The following is a 23,949-nucleotide window of genomic DNA, read 5'->3' as shown; positions in this document are numbered from 1 at the left end:
ATGCCGGGCTTCCCGCCGCTCCGGCGAACGCCTATGTCAGGCGTTCCCGGGACTCCGCAGGGCCTTGCATGTCGATCGACCTCTCTCCCACCACCGCCGATCTCTCCAACTGGCGCACTGCGCCGTTCAGCCGCTGGGCCTTTCACAACATCCGCGCGATCCTGCCGGCCGCCGACGTCGAGAGCGCGCCCGGCAGCGCCTGGCCGCTGCCGGCGAGCCCAGTTGCGTTCGAGGATTTCAGCGTGCGGCTGCCCAAGGGCGGGACGCTCGATCTCGACGGTTTCCTGAAGGCGACGGCGACCGACGGGCTCCTGATCCTGCAGGACGGCCGCATCGTCTTCGAGCACTATGACGGCGGCACCGACCGCGACACGCCGCACATCCTGATGTCGGCGACCAAGTCGATCACCGGCCTCATGGTCGGCATCCTGGCTGGCCGCGGCGAGCTCGACATCGACGCCGAGGTCACGCGCTACGTGCCGGAGGTGGCCGCCACGGCCTATCGCGGCGCCACGATCCGGCAGCTTCTCGACATGCGTGCGGGCGTCGTGTTCGATGGCGTCGGCCTGCAGGCCTATGCCGACGCCAGCGGCTGGGAGCCGGTCGCGCCGGGCACCACGCCGAACCTGCACGATTTCTTCGCGACGATGCGCGCCCAGTCGGCGCCGCATGGCGGCGCCTTCAGCTACGTCTCCTCCAACACCGATCTGCTGGGCTGGGCCATCGAGTGCGCCACCGGCCGCAGCTTCGCAAGCCTCGTCGGCAGCCTGCTGTGGAAGCCGATGGGGGCGAGCGGCGAGGCCTTCATTACCCTCGATCGCAAGGGCGCGCCGCGCTGCACCGGCGGGATCTGCGCCACCTTGCGCGATTTCGCGCGCCTTGGGCAGCTCGTGCTGTCAGGCGGGCGGCGCGGCTCGCACGCGATCATCCCCGAGGCCTGGCTCGACGACATCAGGCACAATGGCGATGTGCAGGCTTGGCGCGACGGCCAGTGGCGCGACAGCTTTGCCGCGATCAGCCGCAACATGCACTATCGCAGCGGCTGGTACGTCATCAACGATCAGCCGCAGCTGATGTTCGCGATGGGCATTCACGGCCAGAACCTGTTCGTCGATGCCGCCAACGGCATCGTGATCGCCAAGGTCTCGTCATGGGCGCAGCCGGTCGACGGGCAGGCGATCTGGCTGACGCATCAGGCGGTGGCTGAATTTGCCCGCAGCCTCAAAGCCACGGCTTGAGCTCGCCGCGGCGAAGGTCTGGAACATTGGAGCCCTGCTCGCGATGAAACGCTGAGTTTCGCGACACGCTGTTTTCATGCACTTGCATGGTCTTGCCCATGTGTCTTAAGTGCACCCCTCACGTTCCCCTGCAAAGGATGCCCTATGCCTGCTCCGTACGCCATCGTCGCCCTCGTCGGCAGTCTCCGCAAGGAGAGCTTCACCCTGAAGATCGCCAATGCGCTCGCCAAGCTGGCGCCGGCCAGCCTGAAGATCGACGTCACCACGCTCAACGGCCTGTCGTTCTTCAACCAGGATCTCGAAGCCAATCCGCCGGCCGACTGGCTCGCCCTGCGCGACAAGCTGAAGGCCTCGAACGGCGTGCTGATCCTGACGCCGGAATACAACCGCTCGATCCCCGGCGTGCTGAAGAACGCGATCGACATCGCCTCGCGCCCCTATGGGCAGAGCTCGTTCCTGGGCAAGCCGGTCGGCCTCATCTCCAATTCGCCGGGCCCGCTCGGCGGCGTGGCGGCGGCCAAGCACCTGCAGAACATCATGCCGGGCATCTCGGGCCCGATCATGGGGCAGCCGGAAATCTACCTGAATGGCGTCGGCGACGCGTTCGACGCCCAGGGTGAGCTGGTCAAGGATTCGCTCAAGACGGTGTTGCAGCAATATCTGGATGCCTTCGCCGCCTTCGTGGCCAAGCAGAACGGCTGACCTTGGTCGTCGCCGTGCGGCGGTCGCCAACTGCATGACGGGTATGATGCGGGCAGGGCGTTGACGCGCCTTGCCCGATCCGTTCAAGGCCATGCCGGACCAGCGCAAGGATGCGCATTGCCAAGGAAGCATGATGGCCCATTCGTTCACACCCGCGTCGTCGTCGAGGCCCGGCCCGAACCAGCCGGATCTCGACTCGGAGGCCGTCTGGCAGGCGCGGATCGACCTCGCGGCGTGCTTCCGGATGGCGGCGCGGCACGGGCTCGAAGAGGGCATCTGCAACCACTTCTCGGCGCTGGTGCCCGGCTATGACGACCTCTTCATCGTCAATCCCTACGGCTATGCCTTTCGTGAGCTGACGGCCTCGAAGCTGCTGGTGTGCGATTTCGACGGCAACGTCATTGCCGGCGATGGCCGCCCGGAAGCGACTGCCTTCTACATCCATGCCCGCATCCACAAGGCGTTGCCGCGGGCCAAGGTCGCGTTCCACACCCACATGCCCTACGCCACCGCGCTGTCGATGACCGAAGGCGACCCGCTGATCTTCGCCGGGCAGACGGCGCTGAAATTCTACGGACGAACCGCGGTCGACGCGAACTACAATGGGCTGGCGCTCGACGCGCGGGAGGGCGACCGCATCGCCGGGGCGGTCGGCAACGCCGACATCGTCTTCATGAAGCATCATGGCGTCATGGTGCTGGCGCCGACCATCGCCGAAGCCTGGGACGATCTCTATTATCTCGAGCGCGCCTGCCAGGTGCAGTGCCTGGCGCTGTCGACCGGCCGCAAGGTCACCGCCGTCGCGCCGGCAATCGCGGAAGCCGCCTCTCGCCAGATGCGCGAAGGAGATGCGGAATCGGCTCGGTTGCACCTCGAGGCCGTCAAACGCATGCTCGACCTCGAGGAGCCGGTCTACCGGAGCTGAGGACTGATCGTCTGGAGGCTGGTGCGATGTCCAGATTGGAGCTTTCTGCCGAGCAGCGCGCAGCGCTGGATCGTCCCGTCTGGTCAGCCCTGACCACCGGGCACCGGGCGCTTGCCGAGGGCGCCGCGCATGCCCGTCGCTATCCTGCGGCGATTGCACCATTTGCCGCCATGTCGGACGACAGCGATGCCGCATGGTCGGAGCTCGCCGACTTCGCCAAGAAGGACGTGGTTGCGATCGTGACTCCCGCTCCTCCGGGCGACCTGCACGGCCTTGCCGCCTGGTTCAGCGCCAGCGTCCGCCAGATGGTTGCGGTCGAGGCCGAGGCCCCTGTTGGGGATGCCGTGATCGAAACGCTCGACCAGCGTGACATTCCGGCGATGCTGGAGCTGACGGCGCTGACCAAGCCCGGCCCGTTCCTGGCCAGGACCCACGAGCTGGGCCGCTACATCGGCATCCGCGACGGGCAGCGCCTGGCTGCCATGGCCGGGGAGCGCATGCGCCTCGACGGGTTCACGGAAATCAGCGCGGTCTGTGTCCATCCGGACTCTCGCGGCCGTGGCTATGCCCAGAGGCTCGTGACGGCCCTGATGACGGCCATCAGGGGCAGGGGCGAGACGCCGTTTCTCCACGTCATAGAGGACAATCATGCCGCGATCGCGCTGTATGAGCGTCTCGGCTTCGTGTCGCGAGCCACCTTGTGTTTCACGGTGCTTCGGCAATCCGTCAGCCCGTGACGGGTGATGCGACCTTCGTAAAGAAGCCTCGCGGGGCGGATTAGCAGATCCTTAACCAAGGTGCCCCATCTTCCGGCCATGGTCTCCCGCGCGCGGCTCAAATCGTTCCTGACCGGGCTCGCCCTCTACACGATGGCGGCCGCCATCATCGGCTATTTCGGCATCAACGCCTATACCGGCCGCTACGGCCTGACCGCGCGCCAGGAGCTCGACCAGGAGATCATCGCGCTGACCTCCGAGCTCGCCCGGCTGAAGCAGGAGCGGGCGGAGGGTGAGAAGCGCGTGTCGCTGCTGCGCTCCGACCGGGTCGATCCCGACATGCTCGATGAGCGCGCCCGCTTCCAGCTCGGCTACGCCAATCCGCGTGATCTGATCCGGATCAATCGGCCAAACTGAGCGAGCCGGTCTCCGCGAGGCATCCGTTGGGAGACTGGCCTCGCGTCTGCGTACCGAACGCGTGCACGACAAGCCCATGACGAGGAAGACCCGCGCTGCGCGCGGGCCTTCGACGATCGCTGATGCGCTGCTCCTTATGCGGCCCGCACGGTGGCGAGGAACTTGTGGACCTCGGCCTTCAGGCGGTTGCTGTCCTGGGACAGTGACTGCACGGCGTTGAGCACCTGGGACGAAGCCGTCCCCGTCTCGGTTGCTTCGCGCTGGACGTCGGCAACATTCGCGGAAACCTCTTTCGTGCCGCTGGCGGCTTGCTGGATGTTGCGCGAGATTTCCTGGGTTGCGGCGCCCTGTTCTTCGACAGCGGCTGCGATGGTGGCGGCGATTTCCGACATCCGGCCGATCGTGTCGCCGATTTCCTTGATGGCGGTGACCGAATGCTGGGTGGCGGTCTGGATGGCGCCAATCTGCTGGCTGATCTCTCCGGTCGCCTTGGCCGTCTGCTCGGCGAGCGCCTTGACCTCCGAGGCGACGACAGCGAAGCCGCGGCCGGCTTCACCCGCCCGCGCCGCCTCGATGGTGGCGTTCAAGGCCAGCAGGTTGGTCTGGCCGGCGATGGTGTTGATGAGCTCCACCACGTCGCCGATGCGAGCCGCCGCTTGCGACAATTCGCCCACGCGTTCATTGGTCTTGCGGGCCTGTTCGACGGCTTCGCTGGCGATCGCCGAAGACTGCTGCACCTGCCGGCTGATCTCGTTCACGGAGGAGGACATTTCCTCGGTGGCGGCGGCGACCGACTGGACGTTGTTGGAGGCGGCGCCTGAGGCGCCGGCTACGACGGTGGCGAGACCCTTCGAGCGCTCGGCCGTTGCGCTGAGCGACTGGGCCGATGACTCCAGATTGGTCGCTGCCGACGACACGGTCTCGATGATCTGGCCGACCGCGGTCTCGAAATCGTTCGCGAGGCGCATCGTATCGATCTTGCGCTGCTCGGCCTGGCGTGCCTCCAGCTCATTCTGCTCGGCCTCGAGCCGCTGGCGGGCGACGGCATTGACCTTGAACACCTCGACGGCACGGGCCATCTCGCCGACCTCGTCGCGCCGTTCCGAGCTCGGTATCTGCACAGCGAGATTCCCGTTCGCAAGCTCGGTCATCGTCCGGGTGATCGCTTGCAGCGGCCGGACCAGGCCGCGCGCGATCATCAGGGTCGCAACGCACAGCAGGGCGATCAATCCGACGGCCCACATCAGCGTCACCTTGACGGAGGCGTAGAACGCCTCGTCGAGATCGTCGACATACACGCCCGTGCCGACGACCCAGTTCCACGGATCGGCCTTCAAGGTGTAGCCGAGCTTCGCCACCGGGACGCTGCTGCCGGCGCGCGCGAACATATAGCTGACGAAGCCGCCACCAGGCTGGGTCGAAGCCGCGATCAACTCGCGTACGAAAGGCAGACCGTTGGCGTCCTTCTCGTTGAGCAGGCCCTTGCCCTCCCAATCCGGCTTCGGGCCAAGCACGAGGTTCACGCCGTCCGGCTGGTAGACGAAGATGTAGTCGTTCTTGCCGAACCGGATGCCGCGGAGCACGGCCTTGGCGCGGTTCTGCGCCTCGTCCGCGGTCAGGGCGCCCTTCGCTGCCGCATCGGCAAAGCCCTTCACGATCGACACGGCAGATTGCACCTGTCCGACGACCGCGGCCTTACGCTCTTCGACCAGGGCTGTGCGGGTGGCCAGCAGCTGGCTGACGACGGCGACGATACAGACGCCGATGGATAACGCGACCAGAACCGCAAAGCGGCGAGGGATGGTGAGAACCATGTTCGTTCCTGTCAGGGGGCCGAGGCAGCCGGACAGTTCAGGCAGCCAGGGATTTCCGTTGAGTTATTTGATTTCGTTGATGAATTCGGAAAAATTGTGCATTGCGGAAGGTTTAGAATTGATTGATTCGAAGGCCCGTAGAAACACGGAGACTCTCTGCCGCTGCTCGGTCGGAATATCCGTTATGCCGATGTTCGATATGTCGGGTTTTTTGGTCGCCGATGGCGTCGTCGAGATCCACCGATGAGGGTGTCGCGGAGGGCGTCGTCGGCTTGGCCTGACGCGTCCCATCCGCTGAGATGACTGCTCTTTTTTGTAGCGGCCTGCGGTCGGATTCCAAAAATGGTGGAATTGTATTTGCAATATTTCGTGTGCATTGCAGTGCGGCACGCCAAAGCCTTCGGACGTGCCACGCGGTCCTTTTACGTCTCCTGGAGTTGAGCTAGAGAGAGCTACTTTTTCTCTCATCCGGAATTGCCATGGCCGCACCGAAGAAGACCGCCGCAAAGGAACAAGGGCAGGACAGAGATAACGGCCCGCCGCCGGAATTCACCAGAGAACAGGAATTGGCTGCGCTGCGCGACATGCTGCTGATCCGCCGCTTTGAGGAAAAGGCGGGTCAGCTTTATGGCATGGGTGCGATCGGCGGCTTCTGCCATCTTTACATCGGCCAGGAAGCGGTCGTCGTCGGCATGCAGATGGCGCTGAAGCCGGGCGACCAGGTCATCACCGGCTATCGCGATCACGGCCACATGCTGGCCACCGGCATGGATGCCAAGGGCGTCATGGCCGAGCTCACGGGACGCCGCGGCGGCTATTCCAAGGGCAAGGGCGGCTCCATGCACATGTTCAGCGTGGAGAAGAACTTCTTCGGCGGCCACGGCATCGTCGGCGCCCAGGTCTCGCTCGGCACCGGCCTTGCGCTCGCCAACCGCTACCGCGGCAACGACTCGGTCAGCGTCGCCTATTTCGGCGACGGCGCGGCCAACCAGGGGCAGGTCTATGAGAGCTTCAACATGGCGGAGCTCTGGAAGCTGCCGGTGATCTACGTCATCGAGAACAACCGCTATGCCATGGGCACGGCGGTGTCGCGCGCCTCGGCGCAGACCGACTTCTCCAAGCGCGGCATCTCCTTCAACATCCCGGGCGAGCAGGTCGACGGCATGGACGTTCGCGCGGTGAAGGCCGCCGGCGAGAAGGCGGTCGCGTGGTGCCGCGAGGGCAAGGGTCCGTACATCCTGGAAATGCAGACCTACCGCTATCGCGGCCACTCGATGTCGGACCCGGCCAAGTACCGTACCCGCGAGGAGGTGGAGAAGGTCCGTCACGACCAGGATCCGATCGAGCAGGTGCGCAACCGCCTGCTGGCGGCCAAGGTCAGCGAGCAGGATCTCAAGACGATCGATGCCGACGTGCGCAAGATCGTCAACGAGGCCGCCGATTTCGCGCAAGCCGATCCCGAGCCCGATGTCGCCGAGCTCTACACCGACGTTTATCGCTGAGCGCGCGCAAGCTGTTTCTCTGGAGCTGATATGCCTATTCAAGTTTTGATGCCTGCGCTGTCGCCCACGATGGAAAAGGGCAATCTGGCCAAATGGCTGAAGAAGGAAGGCGAGGCGATCAAGTCGGGTGACGTGATCGCCGAGATCGAGACCGACAAGGCCACGATGGAGGTCGAGGCGACCGACGAGGGCACGCTCGGCAAGATCCTGATCCCCGAAGGCACTGCCGACGTCGCGGTCAATACGCCGATTGCGACCATCCTCGCCGACGGCGAGACCGCCGCCGATCTCGGCAAGGCGGCAGCGCCTGCAGCCGAGATGAAGGCCGCGCAGTCGGCGCCGCCGGCCGAGCCGGCTGCTTCGGTGTCGGCATCGCCTGCGCCGACCGGCGTGGCTGCGCCGCAGAGCGTGGCCGAGCCCGATCCCGAGGTGCCCGCGGGCACCGAGATGGTGACGCAAACCATCCGCGAAGCGCTGCGCGACGCGATGGCCGAGGAGATGCGCCGCGACGGCGACGTCTTCATCATGGGCGAGGAGGTCGCCGAATATCAGGGCGCCTACAAGGTCACCCAGGGCCTGCTGCAGGAGTTCGGCGCCCGCCGCGTGATGGACACGCCGATCACCGAGCACGGTTTCGCCGGCATCGGCGTCGGTGCCGCGATGGCCGGCCTGAAGCCGATCGTCGAATTCATGACCTTCAACTTCGCCATGCAGGCGATGGACCAGATCATCAACTCCGCTGCCAAAACCTTGTACATGTCAGGCGGCCAGATGGGCTGCTCGATCGTCTTCCGCGGCCCGAACGGTGCTGCCGCGCGCGTCGCCGCGCAGCACAGCCAGGACTACTCGTCCTGGTACTCGCACATTCCCGGCCTCAAGGTGATTGCGCCGTATTCCGCCGCTGACGCCAAGGGTCTGTTGAAGGCCGCGATCCGCGATCCGAACCCGGTGATCTTCCTCGAGAACGAGGTGCTCTACGGTCACTCCGGCGAGGTGCCGAAGCTCGACGACTACGTGATCCCGATCGGCAAGGCGCGCATCGCCCGTAGCGGCAAGGACGTCACCATCATCTCGTGGTCGAACGGCATGACCTACGCGCTGAAGGCCGCCGATGAGCTCGCCAAGGAGGGCATCGAGGCCGAGGTGATCGACCTGCGCACCTTGCGTCCGATGGACACCGAGACCATCGTCGCCTCGGTCAAGAAGACCGGCCGTGCGGTGACGGTGGAAGAAGGCTGGGCGCAGAGCGGCGTCGGCGCCGAGATCGCCGCGCGCATCATGGAGCACGCCTTCGATTATCTCGATGCGCCGGTGACGCGCGTGTCCGGCAAGGACGTGCCGATGCCGTATGCGGCGAATCTCGAGAAGCTCGCGCTGCCGTCGGCGGCCGAGGTCGTGCAGGCCGCCAAGTCCGTCTGCTACCGCTAAGGGAATCCCAGATGGCCGGACCCAAGGAGCAGCCGCTGCCGCCCGACGTCGTCGGCCGCGAGGACGCCACCGAAGTGTTGCGCGCCTTCGTGCTCGATGGCGGGCTCTCGATCGCGTTTCAGCGCGCCTTCGAGGAGCCCGACGTGTGGGGGCTGCTCCTGGTCGACGTCGCCCGACATGCTGCGCGCGCCTATGCGCGCGAGAGCGATTATTCCGAAGACGAGGCGCTGCAGCGCATCGTCGAGATGTTCGAAGCCGAGCTGGCTCGGCCGACTGATATGGGCACCACCAGCCCCAGGTCGAAACAAGGTCACTGATCATGCCGATCAACATTCTGATGCCCGCGCTGTCGCCGACGATGGAGAAGGGCAACCTCGCTCGTTGGCTCAAGAAGGAAGGCGACCAGGTCAAGTCCGGCGAGGTCATCGCCGAGATCGAGACCGACAAGGCCACGATGGAAGTCGAGGCGGTCGATGAGGGCACGCTCGCCAAGATCCTGGTGCCGGAAGGCACGCAGGACGTGCCGGTCAACGACGTGATCGCGGTGCTCGCCGGCGAGGGCGAGGACGTCAAGGCGGCCGGCAGCGCGCCGGCGGCGGCGGCTCCCAAGCCCGAGGCGAAGCCGACGGTGTCCGCGGCGGCGCCCGCCGCCACACCTGCACCTTCCGCCGCGCCCGCGCCGAAGCCGGCCGCGGCTCCTGCGCCGGCCGCTCCCGCGGCTGCGCCCCAGGTCAACGGTCACGCGCGCATCTTCTCGTCGCCATTGGCACGTCGTCTCGCCAAGGATGCCGGCATTGATCTCGGCCGCATCACCGGCACCGGCCCGCACGGCCGCGTCGTCGCGCGCGACGTTGAGGACGCAAAGTCCGGCAAGGGCCTGAAGGCTGCGCCGTCGGCGGCACCTGCCGCGGCAGGCGCGCCGGCGCTGGCGCCGTCGATGTCGGACAAGCAGATCCTGGCGCTGTTCGAGCCGGGCTCCTACGAGGTCATCCCGCATGACGGCATGCGCCGCACCATCGCGCAGCGCCTGACCGCGTCGGTGCAGAACGTCCCGCACTTCTATCTCACGATCGACTGCGACATCGGCAAGTTGCTCGCCGCCCGCGAGGAGATCAATGCGGCAGCTCCAAAGGACAAGGAGAAGAAGCCGCTCTACAAGCTCTCGGTGAACGACTTCGTCATCAAGGCGATGGCGGTCGCGCTGCAGAAGATTCCGAACTGCAATGTGAGCTGGACCGAAGGCGGCATGGTCAAGCACAAGCATTCGGACGTCGGCGTCGCCGTGGCGATGCCGGGCGGGCTGATCACGCCGATCATCCGCAAGGCCGAGACCAAGACGCTGTCGGCGATCTCGGGCGAGATGAAGGACTTCGCCGCACGCGCCCGCTCGCGCAAGCTGAAGCCGGAGGAATATCAGGGCGGCACCACGGCCGTGTCCAACCTTGGCATGTACGGCATCAATCACTTCACCGCCGTGATCAATCCGCCGCATGCGACGATCCTCGCGGTTGGCACCTCGGAAGAACGCCCCGTGGTGCGCAACGGCAAGATCGAGATCGCCAGCATGATGAGCGTGACCCTGTCGTGCGATCACCGCGCCATCGACGGCGCGCTCGGCGCCGAGCTGATCGGCGCGTTCAAGCAGCTGATCGAGAATCCCGTGATGATGATGGTGTGACGTTGCGTTCCGGAGCGGGATGGCAGACGGGGCCAGCGCATGCGCATCAGAACGCGGTGGCCCTGGATCACGGCACTGGTGAGCGCCGCGTTGTTTGCCAACCCGCTCGGGATCGACGTCATCCATTCTGCTTTCTACTCCGGCGAGGCGCTGTCGCGCGGCATCTGGGCGCCGATCGTGCTTGCCGGATTTGCGATCTGCGCCGTGCTGGTGCTGCTGGAGGCAATGGTTCGAGCCTTGATCTGGCGACGTTCCGTCGGCAGCACCACGACCATCTGATTTCCAACTGCTTCAGTTGAATGGGAGCCGTAATGGCCGACACATCCTTCGACGTCATCATCATCGGCTCCGGCCCGGGCGGCTACGTCACCGCGATCCGCGCAGCCCAACTCGGCTTCAAGACTGCGATCATCGAGAAGTCCTATCTTGGCGGCATCTGCCTGAACTGGGGCTGCATCCCCACCAAGGCGCTCTTACGCTCGGCCGAAATCTATCACTACATGCAGCACGCCAAGGATTACGGCCTGTCGGCGGAGAAGATCTCCTACGATCCGAAGGCGGTGGTGCAGCGTTCGCGTGGCGTGTCGAAGCGGCTGAACGACGGCGTCGGCTTCCTGATGAAGAAGAACAAGGTCCAGGTGATCTGGGGCCGTGCCGCGATCGATGCGCCCGGCAAGGTCACCGTGACCAAATCCGACGTGGAGGCGCCGAAGGGCGCGCTCGGCGAGGGCACCTATCAGGCCAAGCACATCATCGTCGCGACCGGCGCCCGGCCGCGCGTGCTGCCGGGCCTCGAGCCGGACAAGAAGCTGGTCTGGACCTATTTCGAGGCGATGGTGCCAGAGAAAATGCCGAAGTCGCTGCTGGTGGTCGGCTCCGGCGCGATCGGCATCGAGTTCGCGTCGTTCTTCCGCACCATGGGCTCCGAGGTCACCGTGGTCGAGGTGCTGCCGCAGATCCTCCCCGTGGAGGACGCCGAGATCGCCGGCATCGCCCGCAAGCAGCTGGAGAAGCAGGGCCTCAAGATCATGACCGGGGCCAAGGTCACCAAGCTCGACAAGAAGAGCGACAGCGTGGTGGCGACGATCGACGACGGCAAGGGCAAGACCGAGTCGGTCGAGTTCGACCGCGTCATCTCGGCGGTCGGCGTGGTCGGCAACATCGAGAATCTCGGGCTGGAGAAGCTCGGCGTGAAGACCGACCGCGGCTGCATCGTCATCGACGGCTACGGCAAGACCAACGTGCCCGGCCTCTACGCGATCGGCGACGTCGCGGGGCCCCCGATGCTCGCGCACAAGGCCGAGCATGAAGGCGTGGTCTGTATCGAGGCGATCAAGGGGCTGCATCCGCACCCGATGGACAAGAACCTGATTCCGGGCTGCACCTATTGCCATCCGCAGGTCGCCTCCGTCGGTCTTACCGAGGCCAAGGCCAAGGAGCAGGGCCGCGACGTCAGAGTCGGCCGCTTCCCCTTCGTCGGCAACGGCAAGGCGATCGCGCTCGGCGAGGACCAGGGCCTGGTCAAGGTGATCTTCGACAAGAAGACCGGGCAACTGATCGGTGCCCACATGGTCGGCGCCGAGGTCACCGAGCTGATCCAGGGCTATGTGGTCGCGATGAACCTCGAGACCACCGAGGAAGAGCTGATGCACACGGTGTTCCCGCATCCGACCCTGTCGGAGATGATGAAGGAAGCTGTGCTCGACGCCTACGGCCGCGTGCTGAATATGTAATCCGCTCACCGGCCGTCATGCGCGGGCTTGACCCGCGCATCCATCCCCTTCGAAAATCCTTGCGAAGGGGATGGATTGCCGGGGCAAGCCCGGCAATGACGGAGATGACCAGACGGGCACAACAAGAGGCTCCGCCGTGAAATCCAGCGACAATCTCACCACCGAGCGCCCGACCTTCGTCACCCATCTCGAATGCGCGATGGAAGGCGATCATTATCCGGCGAACCAGGTCCACAACCTCTCCAAGGCCGGCAAGCCGCTGCTGGTGCGCTACGATCTCGCAGGGGTGAAACAGGCGCTGACCAAGGACGCGCTGGCGCAGCGTCCGGCCGACATGTGGCGCTATCGCGAGCTGCTGCCGGTGCGCAAATGCGCCGACATCGTGAGCCTCGGCGAGGTGATGACGCCGCTGATCAATCTGCCCAAGCTGTCGAAGAAGCTCGGCGGCGGCGAGATCATCGTCAAGGACGAGGGCCGGCTGCCGACCGGCTCGTTCAAGGCGCGCGGCCTGGTGATGGCAGTGTCGATGGGCAAGGCGCTCGGCATCAGGCACATGGCGATGCCGACCAACGGCAATGCCGGTGCTGCGCTCGCGGCCTATGCAACGTCCTGCGGCATCAAGACCACTATCTTCTGTCCGGCAGACACCCCCGAGGTGAATGTCAGCGAGATCGAGCTGCAAGGCGCGACCGTGTATCGCGTCAACGGCCTGATCGATGATTGCGGCAAGATCGTCGGCGAGGGCAAGGCCAAGGTCGGCTGGTTCGACACCTCGACTTTGAAGGAGCCCTATCGCATCGAGGGCAAGAAGACGATGGGCCTGGAGCTCGCCGAGCAGCTCGGCTGGGACGTGCCCGACGTGATCTTCTATCCGACCGGCGGCGGCACCGGCCTGATCGGCATGTGGAAGGCGTTCGACGAGCTGGAGAAGATCGGCTTCATCGGCGCAAAACGTCCGCGCATGGTGGCGGTGCAGGCCTCCGGCTGCGCGCCGATGGTGCGTGCCTTCGAGCAGGGCGTCGAGCACGCCACGCGCTGGGAGGACGCCCACACGATCGCCTCCGGCATCCGTGTGCCCCAGGCTGTCGGTGACTTTCTCATCCTGCGGGCGGTGCGCGAGAGCAAAGGTTTCGCCATCGCGGTCGATGACGAGAAGATTTCATCTGCATTGAGCGAGGTGGCGCGCGAGGAGGGGCTGCTGTTGTGCCCGGAGGGCGCGGCGACTTATGCCGCCTACAAGCAGAGCCTGGCCGACGGACGGGTGACGAAAAACGATCGCGTCATGCTGTTCAATTGCGCGACAGGACTTAAATATCCGCTGCCGCCGGTCACCCGCACGCTCGATCGTCACCAGCCGATCGACTTCGGGCAGTTCTAACTAACAACCAGCACCGCGGCCTCGGGCACATGCTCCGGCGCAGACGCATCAGCGTCTGTGACCGGCGCGTGCGACACAAGGGAGGACGTGATGCGACGAGCTCTTTGCGCCGTGCTGTTTGTCTGTCTCGCGCTGGCGTTGCCGGCGCGCGCCGACAATTATCCCTCGCGCGCGATCACCGTGATCGTGCCGTTCGCCGCCGGCGGCCCGTCGGATGCGATGATGCGCATCCTCGCCGAGCACATGAGACAGACGCTCGGGCAGCCCATTCTGATCGAGAACGTGACCGGGGCGGGCGGTTCGATCGGCGTGGGACGCGCGGTGCGCTCGAAGCCCGACGGCTACACCGTGAGCTTCGGCCATCTCGGCACCCATGTCGCGAACGGCGCCGTCTACCGGCTCGGCTATGACCTCGAGGCCGATCTCGAGCCGGTGGTGCTGCTGCCGAGCAATCCGATGATCATCGTCAGCAGGAACAACATCCCGGCCAAGTCGCTGCCGGAGTTTCTCGCCTGGGTGAAATCGCAGCCGAACCCCGTATCGGCGGGCACCGCCGGCAATGGCTCCGGCAGCCACATCGCAGGGCTCTATTTCGAGCAGGTCACCGGCCTCAAGCTGCAATACGTGCCGTATCGCGGCACGGGGCCGGCGATGAATGATCTGGTCGCTGGCCAGATCGACCTGATCGTCGACCAGACCTCCAACGCCATCAACCAGGTTCGTGCCGGGACGATCCGCGCCTACGCCGTCACCGACGCCAAGCGGCTCGAGTCCGCGCCGGAGATTCCGACCACCGACGAGGCCGGCCTGCCGGGTTTCCACATGACCCTGTGGTCGGGCCTCTGGCTGCCGAAGGGCGTCAGCAAGGAGATCGTCGATACGCTCAGTGCGGCGGCGGTGGCCGCGCTGGACGAGCCGGATGTGAGAAACCAGTTGAAAAACCTGGGGTTGCAGATGCCGGCGGCCGATCAGCGCGGCCCCGCCGCGCTTGGAACTTTGCAGCGGGCCGAGATCCGCAAATGGTGGCCGATGATCCGCGCCGCCGGGGTGGTGCCGGAGTAGGCGCCCGCAATTCCTGCCAACCAAGGATGGTTGCGCATCGGCCACGAATGTTGCGACGTCGCCACAGTTTGCGAAGTTTTGGTAACAATCTCCGGCGCTCCGCAAACGCGCCGCTTTTTAGCCACACCTGGTCGTGAAATACTTTGATCAGAACATAACCAGTGCGTGTGAGGCTGCCGAAAATCCACTTGCCGGATTTTGAGCGTTCTCCGCAGCACCGGGAGGCCAAAACAGCGATGGACGCGAAGACCGACATCAAGCGCAGGCTGCCCAGCCGTCATGTGACGGAAGGGCCCGAGCGTGCGCCGCATCGGTCCTACCTCTACGCCATGGGCCTCACCACGGCGCAGATCCATCAGCCCTTCGTCGGCGTCGCCTCGTGCTGGAACGAGGCTGCGCCCTGCAACATCGCGCTGATGCGGCAGGCCCAGGCGGTGAAAAAGGGCGTCGCCCACGCCGGCGGCACGCCGCGCGAGTTCTGCACCATCACCGTGACCGACGGAATCGCAATGGGCCATGACGGCATGCGCTCGTCGCTGCCGTCGCGCGAGGCGATCGCCGATTCGGTGGAGCTCACGATTCGCGGCCATTCCTACGATGCGCTCGTCGGCCTCGCCGGCTGCGACAAATCGCTGCCGGGCATGATGATGGCGATGGTCCGGCTCAACGTGCCCTCGATCTTCATCTATGGCGGCTCGATCCTGCCCGGCAATTTCCGCGGCCAGCAGGTCACGGTGCAGGACATGTTCGAGGCTGTCGGCAAGCATTCGGTGGGTGCGATGTCGGACGACGACCTCGACGAGCTCGAGCGCGTCGCCTGTCCGTCGGCCGGCGCCTGCGGCGCCCAGTTCACGGCCAACACGATGGCGACGGTGTCCGAGGCGATCGGGCTGGCGCTGCCTTATTCGGCCGGCGCCCCCGCGCCTTACGAGATCCGTGATTCCTTCTGCATGACCGCCGGCGAGAAGGTCATGGAGCTGATCGCCGCCAACATCCGGCCGCGCGACATTGTCACGCGAAAATCCCTGGAAAATGCCGCTGCGGTTGTGGCGGCGTCCGGCGGGTCGACCAATGCTGCGCTGCATCTACCTGCGATTGCACACGAGGCCGGCATCAAGTTCGACTTATTCGACGTCGCCGAAATCTTCAAAAAGACACCTTATATCGCGGATTTGAAGCCGGGTGGCCGCTATGTCGCCAAAGACATGTTCGAGGCTGGTGGCATTCCGCTCTTGATGAAGACGTTGCTCGACCATGGCTATTTGAACGGCGACTGCCTCACAGTCACCGGCCGGACGATCGCCGAAAACCTCAAAGGCGTGAAGTGGAATCCGCACCAGGACGTGGTGAGGCCGGCCGACCAGCCGATCACTGCAACCGGAGGTGTGGTCGGTCTGAAAGGCAATCTCGCGCCAGAGGGCGCGATCGTGAAAGTCGCGGGCATGTCGAACTTGAAATTCTCTGGGCCGGCCCGCTGCTTTGATCGGGAAGAGGACGCCTTTGACGCCGTCCAGAAGCGCACCTATCGCGAAGGCGACGTGATCGTCATTCGCTACGAGGGGCCGCGCGGCGGTCCGGGCATGCGGGAAATGCTGCAGACCACGGCGGCGCTGACCGGGCAGGGCATGGGCGGCAAGATCGCGCTGATCACCGACGGCCGGTTCTCGGGCGCGACCCGGGGCTTCTGCATCGGCCATATCGGACCGGAGGCGGCGGTCGGCGGACCGATCGCGCTGGTCGCGGATGGCGACATCATCGAGATCGACGCCGAGGCGGGCATCCTTAACGTGAAGTTGAGCGATGCCGAGCTGGCGACACGCAAGACCAAGTGGACGCCGCGTGAGACGCATCACACGTCAGGTGCACTTTGGAAATATGCCCAGCAGGTGGGGCCGGCCGTGGCGGGCGCCGTGACCCATCCAGGTGGTGCGCAAGAGAAGTATTGCTATGCGGACATCTGATCGGATCCTTTTCGCATTGATGCTGGGGGTTGCCCCGCTCGCGTTGCCGACGCCATCGTTCGCGTTCGATGGCGCTCCGGTCAACCAGGAGCCGGCGATCCCCGTGGCTGGACAGCAGGCTGGCGCCGGCGCGCTGCGCAAGGCGCTGCCCGCGACGACGTCCTCGACCTCGCCCACGCAGTCCCTGACGGCGCTGCAATACGCGGCGGAGGAAGGTCACCCGATTGCGCAGTTCAAGCTCGGCCGCATGTATGCGGCGGGCGATGGCGTTGCGCGCGACGACATGCGCGCCTTCGACTATTTCAGCCGCATCGCCAATGCGCATGCGGAGGACAGTCCGTCGGCGCCTCAGGCGCAGATCGTCGCCAATGCCTTTGTCGCGCTCGGCCGCTATTACCTGAGCGGCATTCCGAACACGAAGGTCAAGGCCGATCCGGATCGCGCGCGGGAGATGTTCTCCTATGCGGCGTCCTATTTCGGCAATGCCGACGCCCAGTACGATCTGGCGCGGATGTACCTGAAGACCGCAGACGCCTCGCGCGACGACTTCCGCTATGGCGCGCGCTGGCTCGGCCTCGCCGCGCAGAAGGGCCAGCACCAGGCCCAGGCGCTGCTTGGTCAGATGCTGTTCAACGGCGACCGGTTGCCGCGCCAGCCGGCGCGCGGACTGATGTGGCTCACTCTGGCGCGCGACAGCGCCGGTCCGGACGAAGCCTGGATCAAGGAGAGCTACAACCGCGCCTTCGCCAAGGCCTCGGACGATGACCGCGCCTCGGCGCTGCAGATGCTCGAGAGCTGGGTGCAGGGCAAGCGCGAGTAGCAGGAGCGGAATGCATCGCGTTCCCTCCGTTCGACAGAGGGACTGCGATGATCATCCGCGATGCGACGGCTGACGATGCCGAGGCGGCCTGCGCCGTGCTGCGCGCCTCCATATCCGAATTGTGCCTGGCGGATCACCGCGGCAACCCTGATATCCTGGCGCGCTGGCTCGCCAACAAGACACCGCAGAACGTCGCGGCCTGGGCGGACGGGCGAGGGCGATCGTTGCTCGTCGCGGTCGAGGATGATGTGATTCTCGCCGTCGGCGGGCTCGCCCACCCCGGCGAGATCACGCTCAACTACGTGTCGCCGCGCGGACGCTTTCGCGGCATCAGCTCGGCTCTGCTGGCGGAGCTGGAGCGGCGGGCGGCCGCACTGGGCGCGCGTGACGTGGCCCTGCTGAGCACCGAGACCGCGCACCGATTCTATCTCGCCCGCGGCTACGCGGATGTCGGCGTGCCCGCCGGCAAGTTCGGCACCGCGGCCTCCTATCCGATGAGCAAGACCCTCGCCACTGCGCCGTGAGTCGCGAGCCATGGTGAGACATCGAGACCATGGCCGCGGATGCCTAACGAATAGGCGTCGGCGCGCCGATGTTTTGATCGGCGTCAGGTTCCATAACCAAAATCGGCGATCTTTGGTACACGAACGACCGCGATGACGCCAAAACGCGCTTGGCACGATTCGTGAGTGCAAGTCCCCTGCAACAGCAGAGGCGGCACGTTTGCGCAGCGTTCGGATCGGCCTGATCATTCCTCGGCGCGGCTCGGCAGGGTTGTGGGCACCCTCCGCGGAAGCCTGTGGGCGGCTGGCCGTGACCGAGCTGAACCAGGCCGCGGGCATCCGCCGCCGACAGGTCGAGCTGATCGTCATCGACGCCGGCGCGACCGGCGCCAGCGCGGGCCGGGCTGCGGTGGAGGCGGTCGACGAGCTCGCCGTCGATGGCCTGATCGGCATGCTGCCGAGCTACGCGCGCGATCCCGTCGCGCAAGCCGCGCGCGGCCGCGTGCCGTTCGTCTACACGCCCCAGTTCGAGGGCCTGCCGGCGAACAGCGATGTGATGACCACGGGCGAGACCGCCGGCGAATTACTGGGGCCGGCGGTGCAGTGGCTCTCCGAGATCAAGCGCGCCCGGCGCTTCTTCCTGTGCGGCAACGACTACATCTGGCCGCGCTCGTCGCTCGGCATCGCCAGGCGCTTGATCGCGCGCTTCGGCGGGACCGTGACCGGCGAATGCTACGTGCCGGTCGGCGTCCACGATTTCGACGAGATGCTCGACCGCATCAAGACCACGCGCAGCGACGTGGTGCTGCCGGTCTTTCTCGGCTTCGACTGCATCGCCTTCAGCCGCGCCTTCTGCGCCGCCGGTCTCAGCCGTCACGTGCTGCGATTCTCGTCCGCCTTCGACGAGACCATCGTCTACGGGCTCGACAGCGGCGAGACCGAGAATGTCTATGTCGCCTCCAGCTATTTCGCCTCGCTGCGTTCGCGCAACAACGGCGCGTTTCTCGAGCGCTACTACACGGCCTTCGGTGACAATCCGCCGCCGCCGAACGGCTATGGCGAGTCCTGCTACGAAGGCATTCACGCGCTCGCCGCGCTGATCGAGTGCGCCGAGAGCTTCGACGCCCGCGATCTCAGGCGCGTCTTCGGGCGCACGCTGCAGCGGCGCACGGCGCGCGGCAACGAGGCGCAGCCGGTGGTTGGCGGGCGCCATCCGATCCATCTCGCCGAGCTGGATGGCTACGACTTCGCGGTCGTCGCCTCGCGCTGAGGCGCAGGGCGCGCTCCAAAAAACACTTGCCTTTTCAAATATTGTAATTTTAAACTTCTCGCGGATCATGAACCAGCATCATCAACCCATGGGGACCTTTATGACTCTCTCCCGACGTCGTTTCCTGCAACGCTCGGCCATCGCGACCTCGACATTGATCGCGGCACCCGCCGTGCTGCGCTCGGGTGCGCTCGCGGCCGAGAACCCGATCACGGTCGGCAGCCTGCACGACCAGTCCGGTCCCATCGGCACCTCCGGCACGCCGATGGTCTACGCGCTGCAGCTTGCCGTTGAGGAGATCAACGCCGCGGGCGGCCTGCTCGGGCGTCCCTTGAAGGTGATCCACTACGACACTCAGTCCAACATCCAGATGTATTCGCAATACGCCCAGCAGCTGGCGGTCAAGGACAAGGTCGACGTCGTTCACGGCGGAATCACCTCGGCCTCGCGCGAGGCGATCCGTCCGACCTTCGACCGCTTCAAGGTGCTGTACTTCTACAACACGCTGTATGAAGGCGGCGTCTGCGACCGCAACACCTTCTGCACCGGCACGACGCCGGCGCAGACGGTGGAGAAGCTTGTGCCGAGCGCGATGAAGAAGTCCGGCAAGAAGGCCTACATCATCGCGGCCGACTACAATTACGGTCAGATCACCGCGAAGTGGATGACCAAATACTGCAAGGACAATGGCGGCGAGATCCTGGCGACCGACTTCTTCCCGCTCGACGTCACCAATTTCGGCTCGACCATCTCGAAGATCCAGGCGGCCAAGCCCGACCTCATCCTGTCGGCGCTGGTCGGCGGCAACCACACCGCGTTCTACCGGCAGTGGACCGCGGCCGGCATGAAGGGGAAGATCCCGATCGCCTCGACCACCTTTGGTCTCGTCAACGAGCCCTCGACATTGGATGCGGCGGAGAGCGATGGGGTCATCGGGGCCTACGGCTATTTCGAGGAGCTGACCACGCCGGCCTCCAAGAGCTTCGTCGAGAAGATCAAGAAGGCGCATCCGGATTCGCCTTACATCAGCGAGCTCGCCTCGTGCACCTATGAGGGCGTCATGCTCTGGGCTGAAGGCGTCAAGAAGGCCGGCAGCATCGACCGCATGAAGGTGATCGAGGCGCTCGAAAGCGGCCTCGTTTTCGACGGCCCGAGCGGCAAGGTCTCGCTGGACAAGCAGACCCATCACACCGTCCGCAACGCGTTCCTGGCCGAGGTGAAGGACCGCAAATGGTCGGTGCTCGAGACCTACACCGACGCCAAGCCCGCGGACACCGCGAGCGTCTGTGACCTCGTCAAGAACCCGAACGACGTCAAGCAGTACATCATCAATCTCTGACGCGTGCCGGGTCCCGCCATTCGGCGGGACCCGGTTTCATTGGACTGCCCTGAAAGACCTGACGCATGGCGATCTACGTCATCCTCGCGCTGGATGTCCTCAACGGAATCTCATCGCTGTTCCTGCTCTGCCTGGGACTGGCGATCATCTTCGGCATGATGAAGATCATCAATCTCGCCCATGGCGAGTTCATCATGCTCGGCGCCTACGCCACCGTGATCTCGGCCAATGCCGGGGTGAACATCTGGATCGCGATGCTGATCATCGCGCCCCTGTTCGTCGGCATCGTCGGCCTCGTGATCGAGCGCTGCCTGATCCGGTTTCTCTACGGCCGCCTGGTCGATTCCATGCTCGCGACCTGGGGCCTCAGCCTCCTGATCATCGGCATCATCACCACGATCTACGGCAACACCCAGCAGGGCGTGCCGACGCCGCTCGGCGGCTTCTCGATCGGCTCGTACCAGTCGAGCTACTACACGCTGTTCCTTGCACTGATGGCGGCCGTCATGATGGCCATCATCTACGGCGTGATGCGCTACACCCGGTTCGGCCTGGTCGCCCGCGCCACGATGCAGAACCCGGCGATGGCGGCCACGCTCGGCGTCAACCCGGCCCGCGTCTACATGAGCACGTTCGCGCTCGGGGCCGCCGTGACGGGTCTCGCCGGCGGCCTGCTGGCGCCGGTGTCCGGCATCACGCCGGTGATGGGCGGCGCCTATGTCGCCAAGGCCTTCATGACGGTGGTTGGCGGCGGCGCGGCGATCCTGTCGGGCACGCTCTCGGCGGCGAGCCTGTTCGGCTCGGTCAACCAGATCGGCGCCTATTTCACCACGCCCGTCTATGGCGAGGTGATCGTCTTCACCACCGCGATCGTGCTCATCCGTCTGCTGCCGCAGGGCATCTCCGGGCGCTTCTTCAAGGGGAACCTGTGATGGACAAGCGCCTTCGCCTCGCTCTCCAGGCCGCGGGGACCGTCGTCGCCATTGGCGTGATCGCGATCATGCCGAGCGTGATCGAGTTGTTCGGCCTGATGCAACTGACGTTGTTCGCCGCGATGTCGGTTCTGGCGCTGAGCCTCGCCTTCATCTGGGGCTATGGCGGCATCCTGTCGTTCGGCCAAACCGCCTTCTTCGGCCTCGGCGGCTATGCCTACGCGATCGCTGCCGTCAACTTCCAGGACTCGACGCCGGCGATCCTGCTGGCGATCGCCGTGCCTGCGCTGTTCGCGGCGATCCTCGGCTACTTCATCTTCTTCGGCCGCATCTCGGACGTCTATCTCGGCGTCATCACGCTCACCGTCACCTTGATCCTGTTCAACTCGGTCAATTCGACCTCGGGCGACGCCTACAAGATCGGCAAGGCGCTGCTCGGCGGCTTCAACGGCATGCCGGCGGTGCCGACCTTCAACATGCCGTTCGATCCGTCGACCGTGCTGTCGCCCGAGCAGTCGTGGTGGACCACCGCCTACGTGCTGCTCGGCGTGTTCCTGCTGCTGCGGCTGCTGCTGGCGCTGCCGGCCGGGCGCATCATCGTCGCGGTGCGCGAGAACGAGGTGCGGGCGTCGCTGCTCGGCTACGATCCGCGGCTGGTGAAGTGCCTGACCTTCATCCTCGGCGGCGCCATCGCCGGTCTTGCCGGCGCGCTCTACGTCAACTGGGGCGCCTTCGTCAGCCCGACCATCTTCAGCCTGTCGCTGTCCGCCGAGATCATCATCTGGATCACGGTCGGCGGGCTCGGCACCTTGCTCGGGCCGATCATCGGCTGCGTCGTGATCGAGTACATCGTCGCCTATATCGGCTCGCAGCAGCTCCTGAACTCCAACCTCGTTCTCGGCGGCGTACTCGTGGTGTTCGTGCTGCTCCTGCCGAAGGGCATCTTCCCGACCGCGCGTGATCTGGTGATGCGGCTGATCCCGGACAAGAAGCCGAAGACCAATGGTCCGCCGGTCCCGTCAGCGGCGGCGCCGCATCCTGCAGGAGCCGAGTGACATGGCCGACCTCGTTCCTCTGCTCAAGGCCGAGCACCTGACGATGCGCTTCGGCGGCGTGGTCGCCAATGACGACATCACGTTCACCCTGCAGGAGATGGAGCTGCGCTGCCTGATCGGCCCGAACGGCGCCGGCAAGAGCACGTTCTTCAAGACGCTGACCGGACAACTGGTGCCGACGTCGGGCAGCATCGCGTTCCGCGGCATGCCGATCGCGGGAAAGCTGTCGCACGAGATCGCGCGCATGGGCATCGGCATCAAGACCCAGGTCCCGAACGTGTTCAACGGCCTCTCGGTGCGTGAGAACATCTGGATGGCGGTACGGCGCAAGGCAACGCCGCGGCAGCAGGGGCCGGCGGTCAATGCCGTGCTGGAGATGATCCGGCTGACCGACTACGCCGACAGTATCGTCGCGACCTTGTCGCACGGCCAGCGCCAATGGGTCGAGATCGGCATGGTGCTCGCCGCCGAGCCGGAGCTGATCCTGCTCGACGAGCCCGCCGCCGGCATGACCGACGAGGAGACCTTCCACACCGCCGCGATCATCCGCGAGATCAACCAGACCCGGGCCATCGTCGTCGTCGAGCACGACATGGAGTTCATCAAGCAGATTGCCAAGCGCGTGACCGTATTCCACCAGGGGCGCGTGCTGGTCGAGGACACCGTCGACAAGGTGCTCGCCGACCAGCGCGTGCGCGACGTCTATCTCGGCAAGAAGGTGGCGGCATGAGCGCGCTTCTCGAGGTCAAGGGGCTCAAGTCCGGCTATGGCCGGATTCCGATCCTGTTCGGCGTCGACCTGACGGTGGCCGACGGCGAATATCTCGGCATCCTCGGCCATAACGGCATGGGCAAGACCACGGCGCTGCGCACCTTGATGGGGCATCTGCCGACCACCGACGGCTCGGTGGTGTTCGCAGGCCGAGCCATCACGCATCTGAAGCCGCACGAGCGCTCTCGGCTCGGCATCGGCCTGGTGCCGCAGGGCCGCGAGATCTTTCCGGACCTGTCGGTCATGGAAAATCTGCGCATGGGGCTCGCTGCGGCGCCGAAGGAGGACCGCAGTGTCATCGATGCCGTGCTGCAGGATTTTCCGCGCCTGGTGCGGCTGCTCGACCGCCGCGGCGGCGCGCTGTCGGGCGGCGAGCAGCAATTGCTGGCACTGGCGCGCTGCCTGTGCACAAAGCCCAAGCTGATCCTGCTGGATGAGCCGACCGAAGGCATCCAGCCGTCGATCATCGAGGAGATCATCGAGACGCTGCTGGCGTTGAAGTCGCGCTGGAAGATGTCTTTGATCGTGGTCGAGCAGAACCTCGAATTCATCACGTCGTTATCGGATCGCATCCTGCACATCCAGAAGGGGCGTATCACCGAGGAACTCGACCGTGAGACTCTCCTGGCCCGGGAAGGTCAGATGATCCCGAGCTAGAGCCCGTACCGGCGCGCGAGCGCCGGCCCATTGAACTGATAATTTGCT

The 23,949-nt window shown here is 65.4% G+C and carries 23 protein-coding genes; 22 read left to right on the top strand and 1 reads right to left on the bottom strand.

Annotation, left to right across the window (positions count from 1 at the left end; all coding sequences use genetic code 11):
- Nucleotides 1–68: 68 nt before the first annotated feature.
- The 5 genes from ACQR1X_RS11025 (at nt 69) to ACQR1X_RS11005 (ending at nt 3,998) form a co-directional block, all read left to right on the top strand.
- The gene (locus ACQR1X_RS11025) at nt 69–1,238 is read left to right on the top strand and encodes a serine hydrolase domain-containing protein (RefSeq protein ID WP_434898800.1); all 1,170 of its coding nucleotides are present in this window, start codon (nt 69–71) and stop codon (nt 1,236–1,238) included.
- Between the two features lie 144 nt (nt 1,239–1,382).
- A complete protein-coding gene (locus ACQR1X_RS11020) occupies nt 1,383–1,940 on the top strand; it encodes an NADPH-dependent FMN reductase (protein ID WP_316178495.1) in 558 nt (185 codons plus the stop codon).
- Nucleotides 1,941–2,073: 133 nt separating this feature from the next.
- On the top strand, nt 2,074–2,865 hold the full coding sequence (locus tag ACQR1X_RS11015) for an aldolase (RefSeq protein ID WP_315799778.1): 792 nt from the start codon (nt 2,074–2,076) through the stop codon (nt 2,863–2,865).
- A gap of 26 nt (nt 2,866–2,891) precedes the next feature.
- A complete protein-coding gene (locus ACQR1X_RS11010; protein WP_434882396.1) occupies nt 2,892–3,602 on the top strand; it encodes a GNAT family N-acetyltransferase in 711 nt (236 codons plus the stop codon).
- 78 nt (nt 3,603–3,680) lie between these two features.
- Nucleotides 3,681–3,998, top strand: a complete 318-nt coding sequence (locus tag ACQR1X_RS11005; RefSeq protein WP_315711657.1) for an FtsB family cell division protein — start codon at nt 3,681–3,683, stop codon at nt 3,996–3,998.
- A 134-nt stretch (nt 3,999–4,132) separates the two neighbouring features.
- On the opposite strand, the gene ACQR1X_RS11000 is transcribed toward ACQR1X_RS11005, so the two are convergent.
- A complete protein-coding gene (locus ACQR1X_RS11000) occupies nt 4,133–5,812 on the bottom strand; it encodes a methyl-accepting chemotaxis protein (RefSeq protein ID WP_434892037.1) in 1,680 nt (559 codons plus the stop codon).
- A gap of 479 nt (nt 5,813–6,291) precedes the next feature.
- Between ACQR1X_RS11000 and pdhA the strand changes: the two genes are divergently transcribed.
- The 17 genes from pdhA (at nt 6,292) to ACQR1X_RS10915 (ending at nt 23,901) form a co-directional block, all read left to right on the top strand.
- Nucleotides 6,292–7,314, top strand: coding sequence for a pyruvate dehydrogenase (acetyl-transferring) E1 component subunit alpha (pdhA, locus tag ACQR1X_RS10995; RefSeq protein ID WP_316178501.1), 1,023 nt, complete (start codon nt 6,292–6,294; stop codon nt 7,312–7,314).
- A 30-nt stretch (nt 7,315–7,344) separates the two neighbouring features.
- Entirely contained in the window at nt 7,345–8,742 is a 1,398-nt protein-coding gene (locus ACQR1X_RS10990) for a pyruvate dehydrogenase complex E1 component subunit beta (RefSeq protein ID WP_315799783.1), read from the top strand.
- 11 nt (nt 8,743–8,753) lie between these two features.
- Nucleotides 8,754–9,059 (top strand): DUF5076 domain-containing protein, encoded by a 306-nt coding sequence (locus ACQR1X_RS10985; RefSeq protein WP_008963957.1) that lies wholly within the window; start codon nt 8,754–8,756, stop codon nt 9,057–9,059.
- A gap of 2 nt (nt 9,060–9,061) precedes the next feature.
- On the top strand, nt 9,062–10,420 hold the full coding sequence (locus ACQR1X_RS10980) for a pyruvate dehydrogenase complex dihydrolipoamide acetyltransferase (protein ID WP_315799784.1): 1,359 nt from the start codon (nt 9,062–9,064) through the stop codon (nt 10,418–10,420).
- Between the two features lie 39 nt (nt 10,421–10,459).
- Nucleotides 10,460–10,699: a hypothetical protein gene (locus tag ACQR1X_RS10975; RefSeq protein ID WP_434898799.1), complete on the top strand. Its 240-nt coding sequence runs from the start codon at nt 10,460–10,462 to the stop codon at nt 10,697–10,699.
- A gap of 32 nt (nt 10,700–10,731) precedes the next feature.
- Nucleotides 10,732–12,153, top strand: a complete 1,422-nt coding sequence (gene lpdA / locus ACQR1X_RS10970) for a dihydrolipoyl dehydrogenase (RefSeq protein ID WP_434898798.1) — start codon at nt 10,732–10,734, stop codon at nt 12,151–12,153.
- Between the two features lie 136 nt (nt 12,154–12,289).
- On the top strand, nt 12,290–13,531 hold the full coding sequence (locus ACQR1X_RS10965) for a threonine synthase (RefSeq protein WP_434898797.1): 1,242 nt from the start codon (nt 12,290–12,292) through the stop codon (nt 13,529–13,531).
- A 90-nt stretch (nt 13,532–13,621) separates the two neighbouring features.
- On the top strand, nt 13,622–14,593 hold the full coding sequence (locus ACQR1X_RS10960; protein ID WP_434898796.1) for a tripartite tricarboxylate transporter substrate binding protein BugD: 972 nt from the start codon (nt 13,622–13,624) through the stop codon (nt 14,591–14,593).
- A gap of 236 nt (nt 14,594–14,829) precedes the next feature.
- On the top strand, nt 14,830–16,554 hold the full coding sequence (gene ilvD, locus ACQR1X_RS10955) for a dihydroxy-acid dehydratase (protein ID WP_434898795.1): 1,725 nt from the start codon (nt 14,830–14,832) through the stop codon (nt 16,552–16,554).
- Between the two features lie 103 nt (nt 16,555–16,657).
- Nucleotides 16,658–17,374, top strand: coding sequence for a tetratricopeptide repeat protein (locus ACQR1X_RS10950; protein ID WP_409977886.1), 717 nt, complete (start codon nt 16,658–16,660; stop codon nt 17,372–17,374).
- A gap of 47 nt (nt 17,375–17,421) precedes the next feature.
- Entirely contained in the window at nt 17,422–17,898 is a 477-nt protein-coding gene (locus tag ACQR1X_RS10945) for a GNAT family N-acetyltransferase (protein ID WP_434872874.1), read from the top strand.
- 199 nt (nt 17,899–18,097) lie between these two features.
- Nucleotides 18,098–19,147, top strand: a complete 1,050-nt coding sequence (locus tag ACQR1X_RS10940) for a substrate-binding domain-containing protein (RefSeq protein ID WP_434898794.1) — start codon at nt 18,098–18,100, stop codon at nt 19,145–19,147.
- A gap of 100 nt (nt 19,148–19,247) precedes the next feature.
- Complete coding sequence (locus tag ACQR1X_RS10935; protein ID WP_316236396.1) at nt 19,248–20,486, top strand: urea ABC transporter substrate-binding protein; 1,239 nt, start codon at nt 19,248–19,250, stop codon at nt 20,484–20,486.
- A 65-nt stretch (nt 20,487–20,551) separates the two neighbouring features.
- Nucleotides 20,552–21,418, top strand: coding sequence for a branched-chain amino acid ABC transporter permease (locus ACQR1X_RS10930; RefSeq protein ID WP_315711674.1), 867 nt, complete (start codon nt 20,552–20,554; stop codon nt 21,416–21,418).
- Nucleotides 21,418–22,473, top strand: coding sequence for a branched-chain amino acid ABC transporter permease (locus ACQR1X_RS10925; RefSeq protein WP_315799793.1), 1,056 nt, complete (start codon nt 21,418–21,420; stop codon nt 22,471–22,473). The genes ACQR1X_RS10930 and ACQR1X_RS10925 overlap by 1 nt, the downstream gene beginning before the upstream one ends.
- 1 nt (nt 22,474) lies before the next feature.
- Nucleotides 22,475–23,203 carry an ATP-binding cassette domain-containing protein gene (locus ACQR1X_RS10920; protein ID WP_315711676.1) on the top strand — a complete coding sequence of 243 codons (729 nt, stop codon included), beginning with the start codon at nt 22,475–22,477 and terminating at the stop codon, nt 23,201–23,203.
- The gene (locus ACQR1X_RS10915) at nt 23,200–23,901 is read left to right on the top strand and encodes an ABC transporter ATP-binding protein (protein ID WP_316178519.1); all 702 of its coding nucleotides are present in this window, start codon (nt 23,200–23,202) and stop codon (nt 23,899–23,901) included. Before ACQR1X_RS10920 ends, ACQR1X_RS10915 begins: the two co-directional genes overlap by 4 nt.
- The last annotated feature ends 48 nt before the right edge of the window (nt 23,902–23,949 follow it).

Source organism: Bradyrhizobium sp. HKCCYLRH3073, from assembly GCF_051167995.1.
Lineage (GTDB): Bacteria > Pseudomonadota > Alphaproteobacteria > Rhizobiales > Xanthobacteraceae > Bradyrhizobium.
Note: the sequence above shows the minus strand (reverse complement) of the source record. Positions and strands in the feature narration are given on the sequence as shown.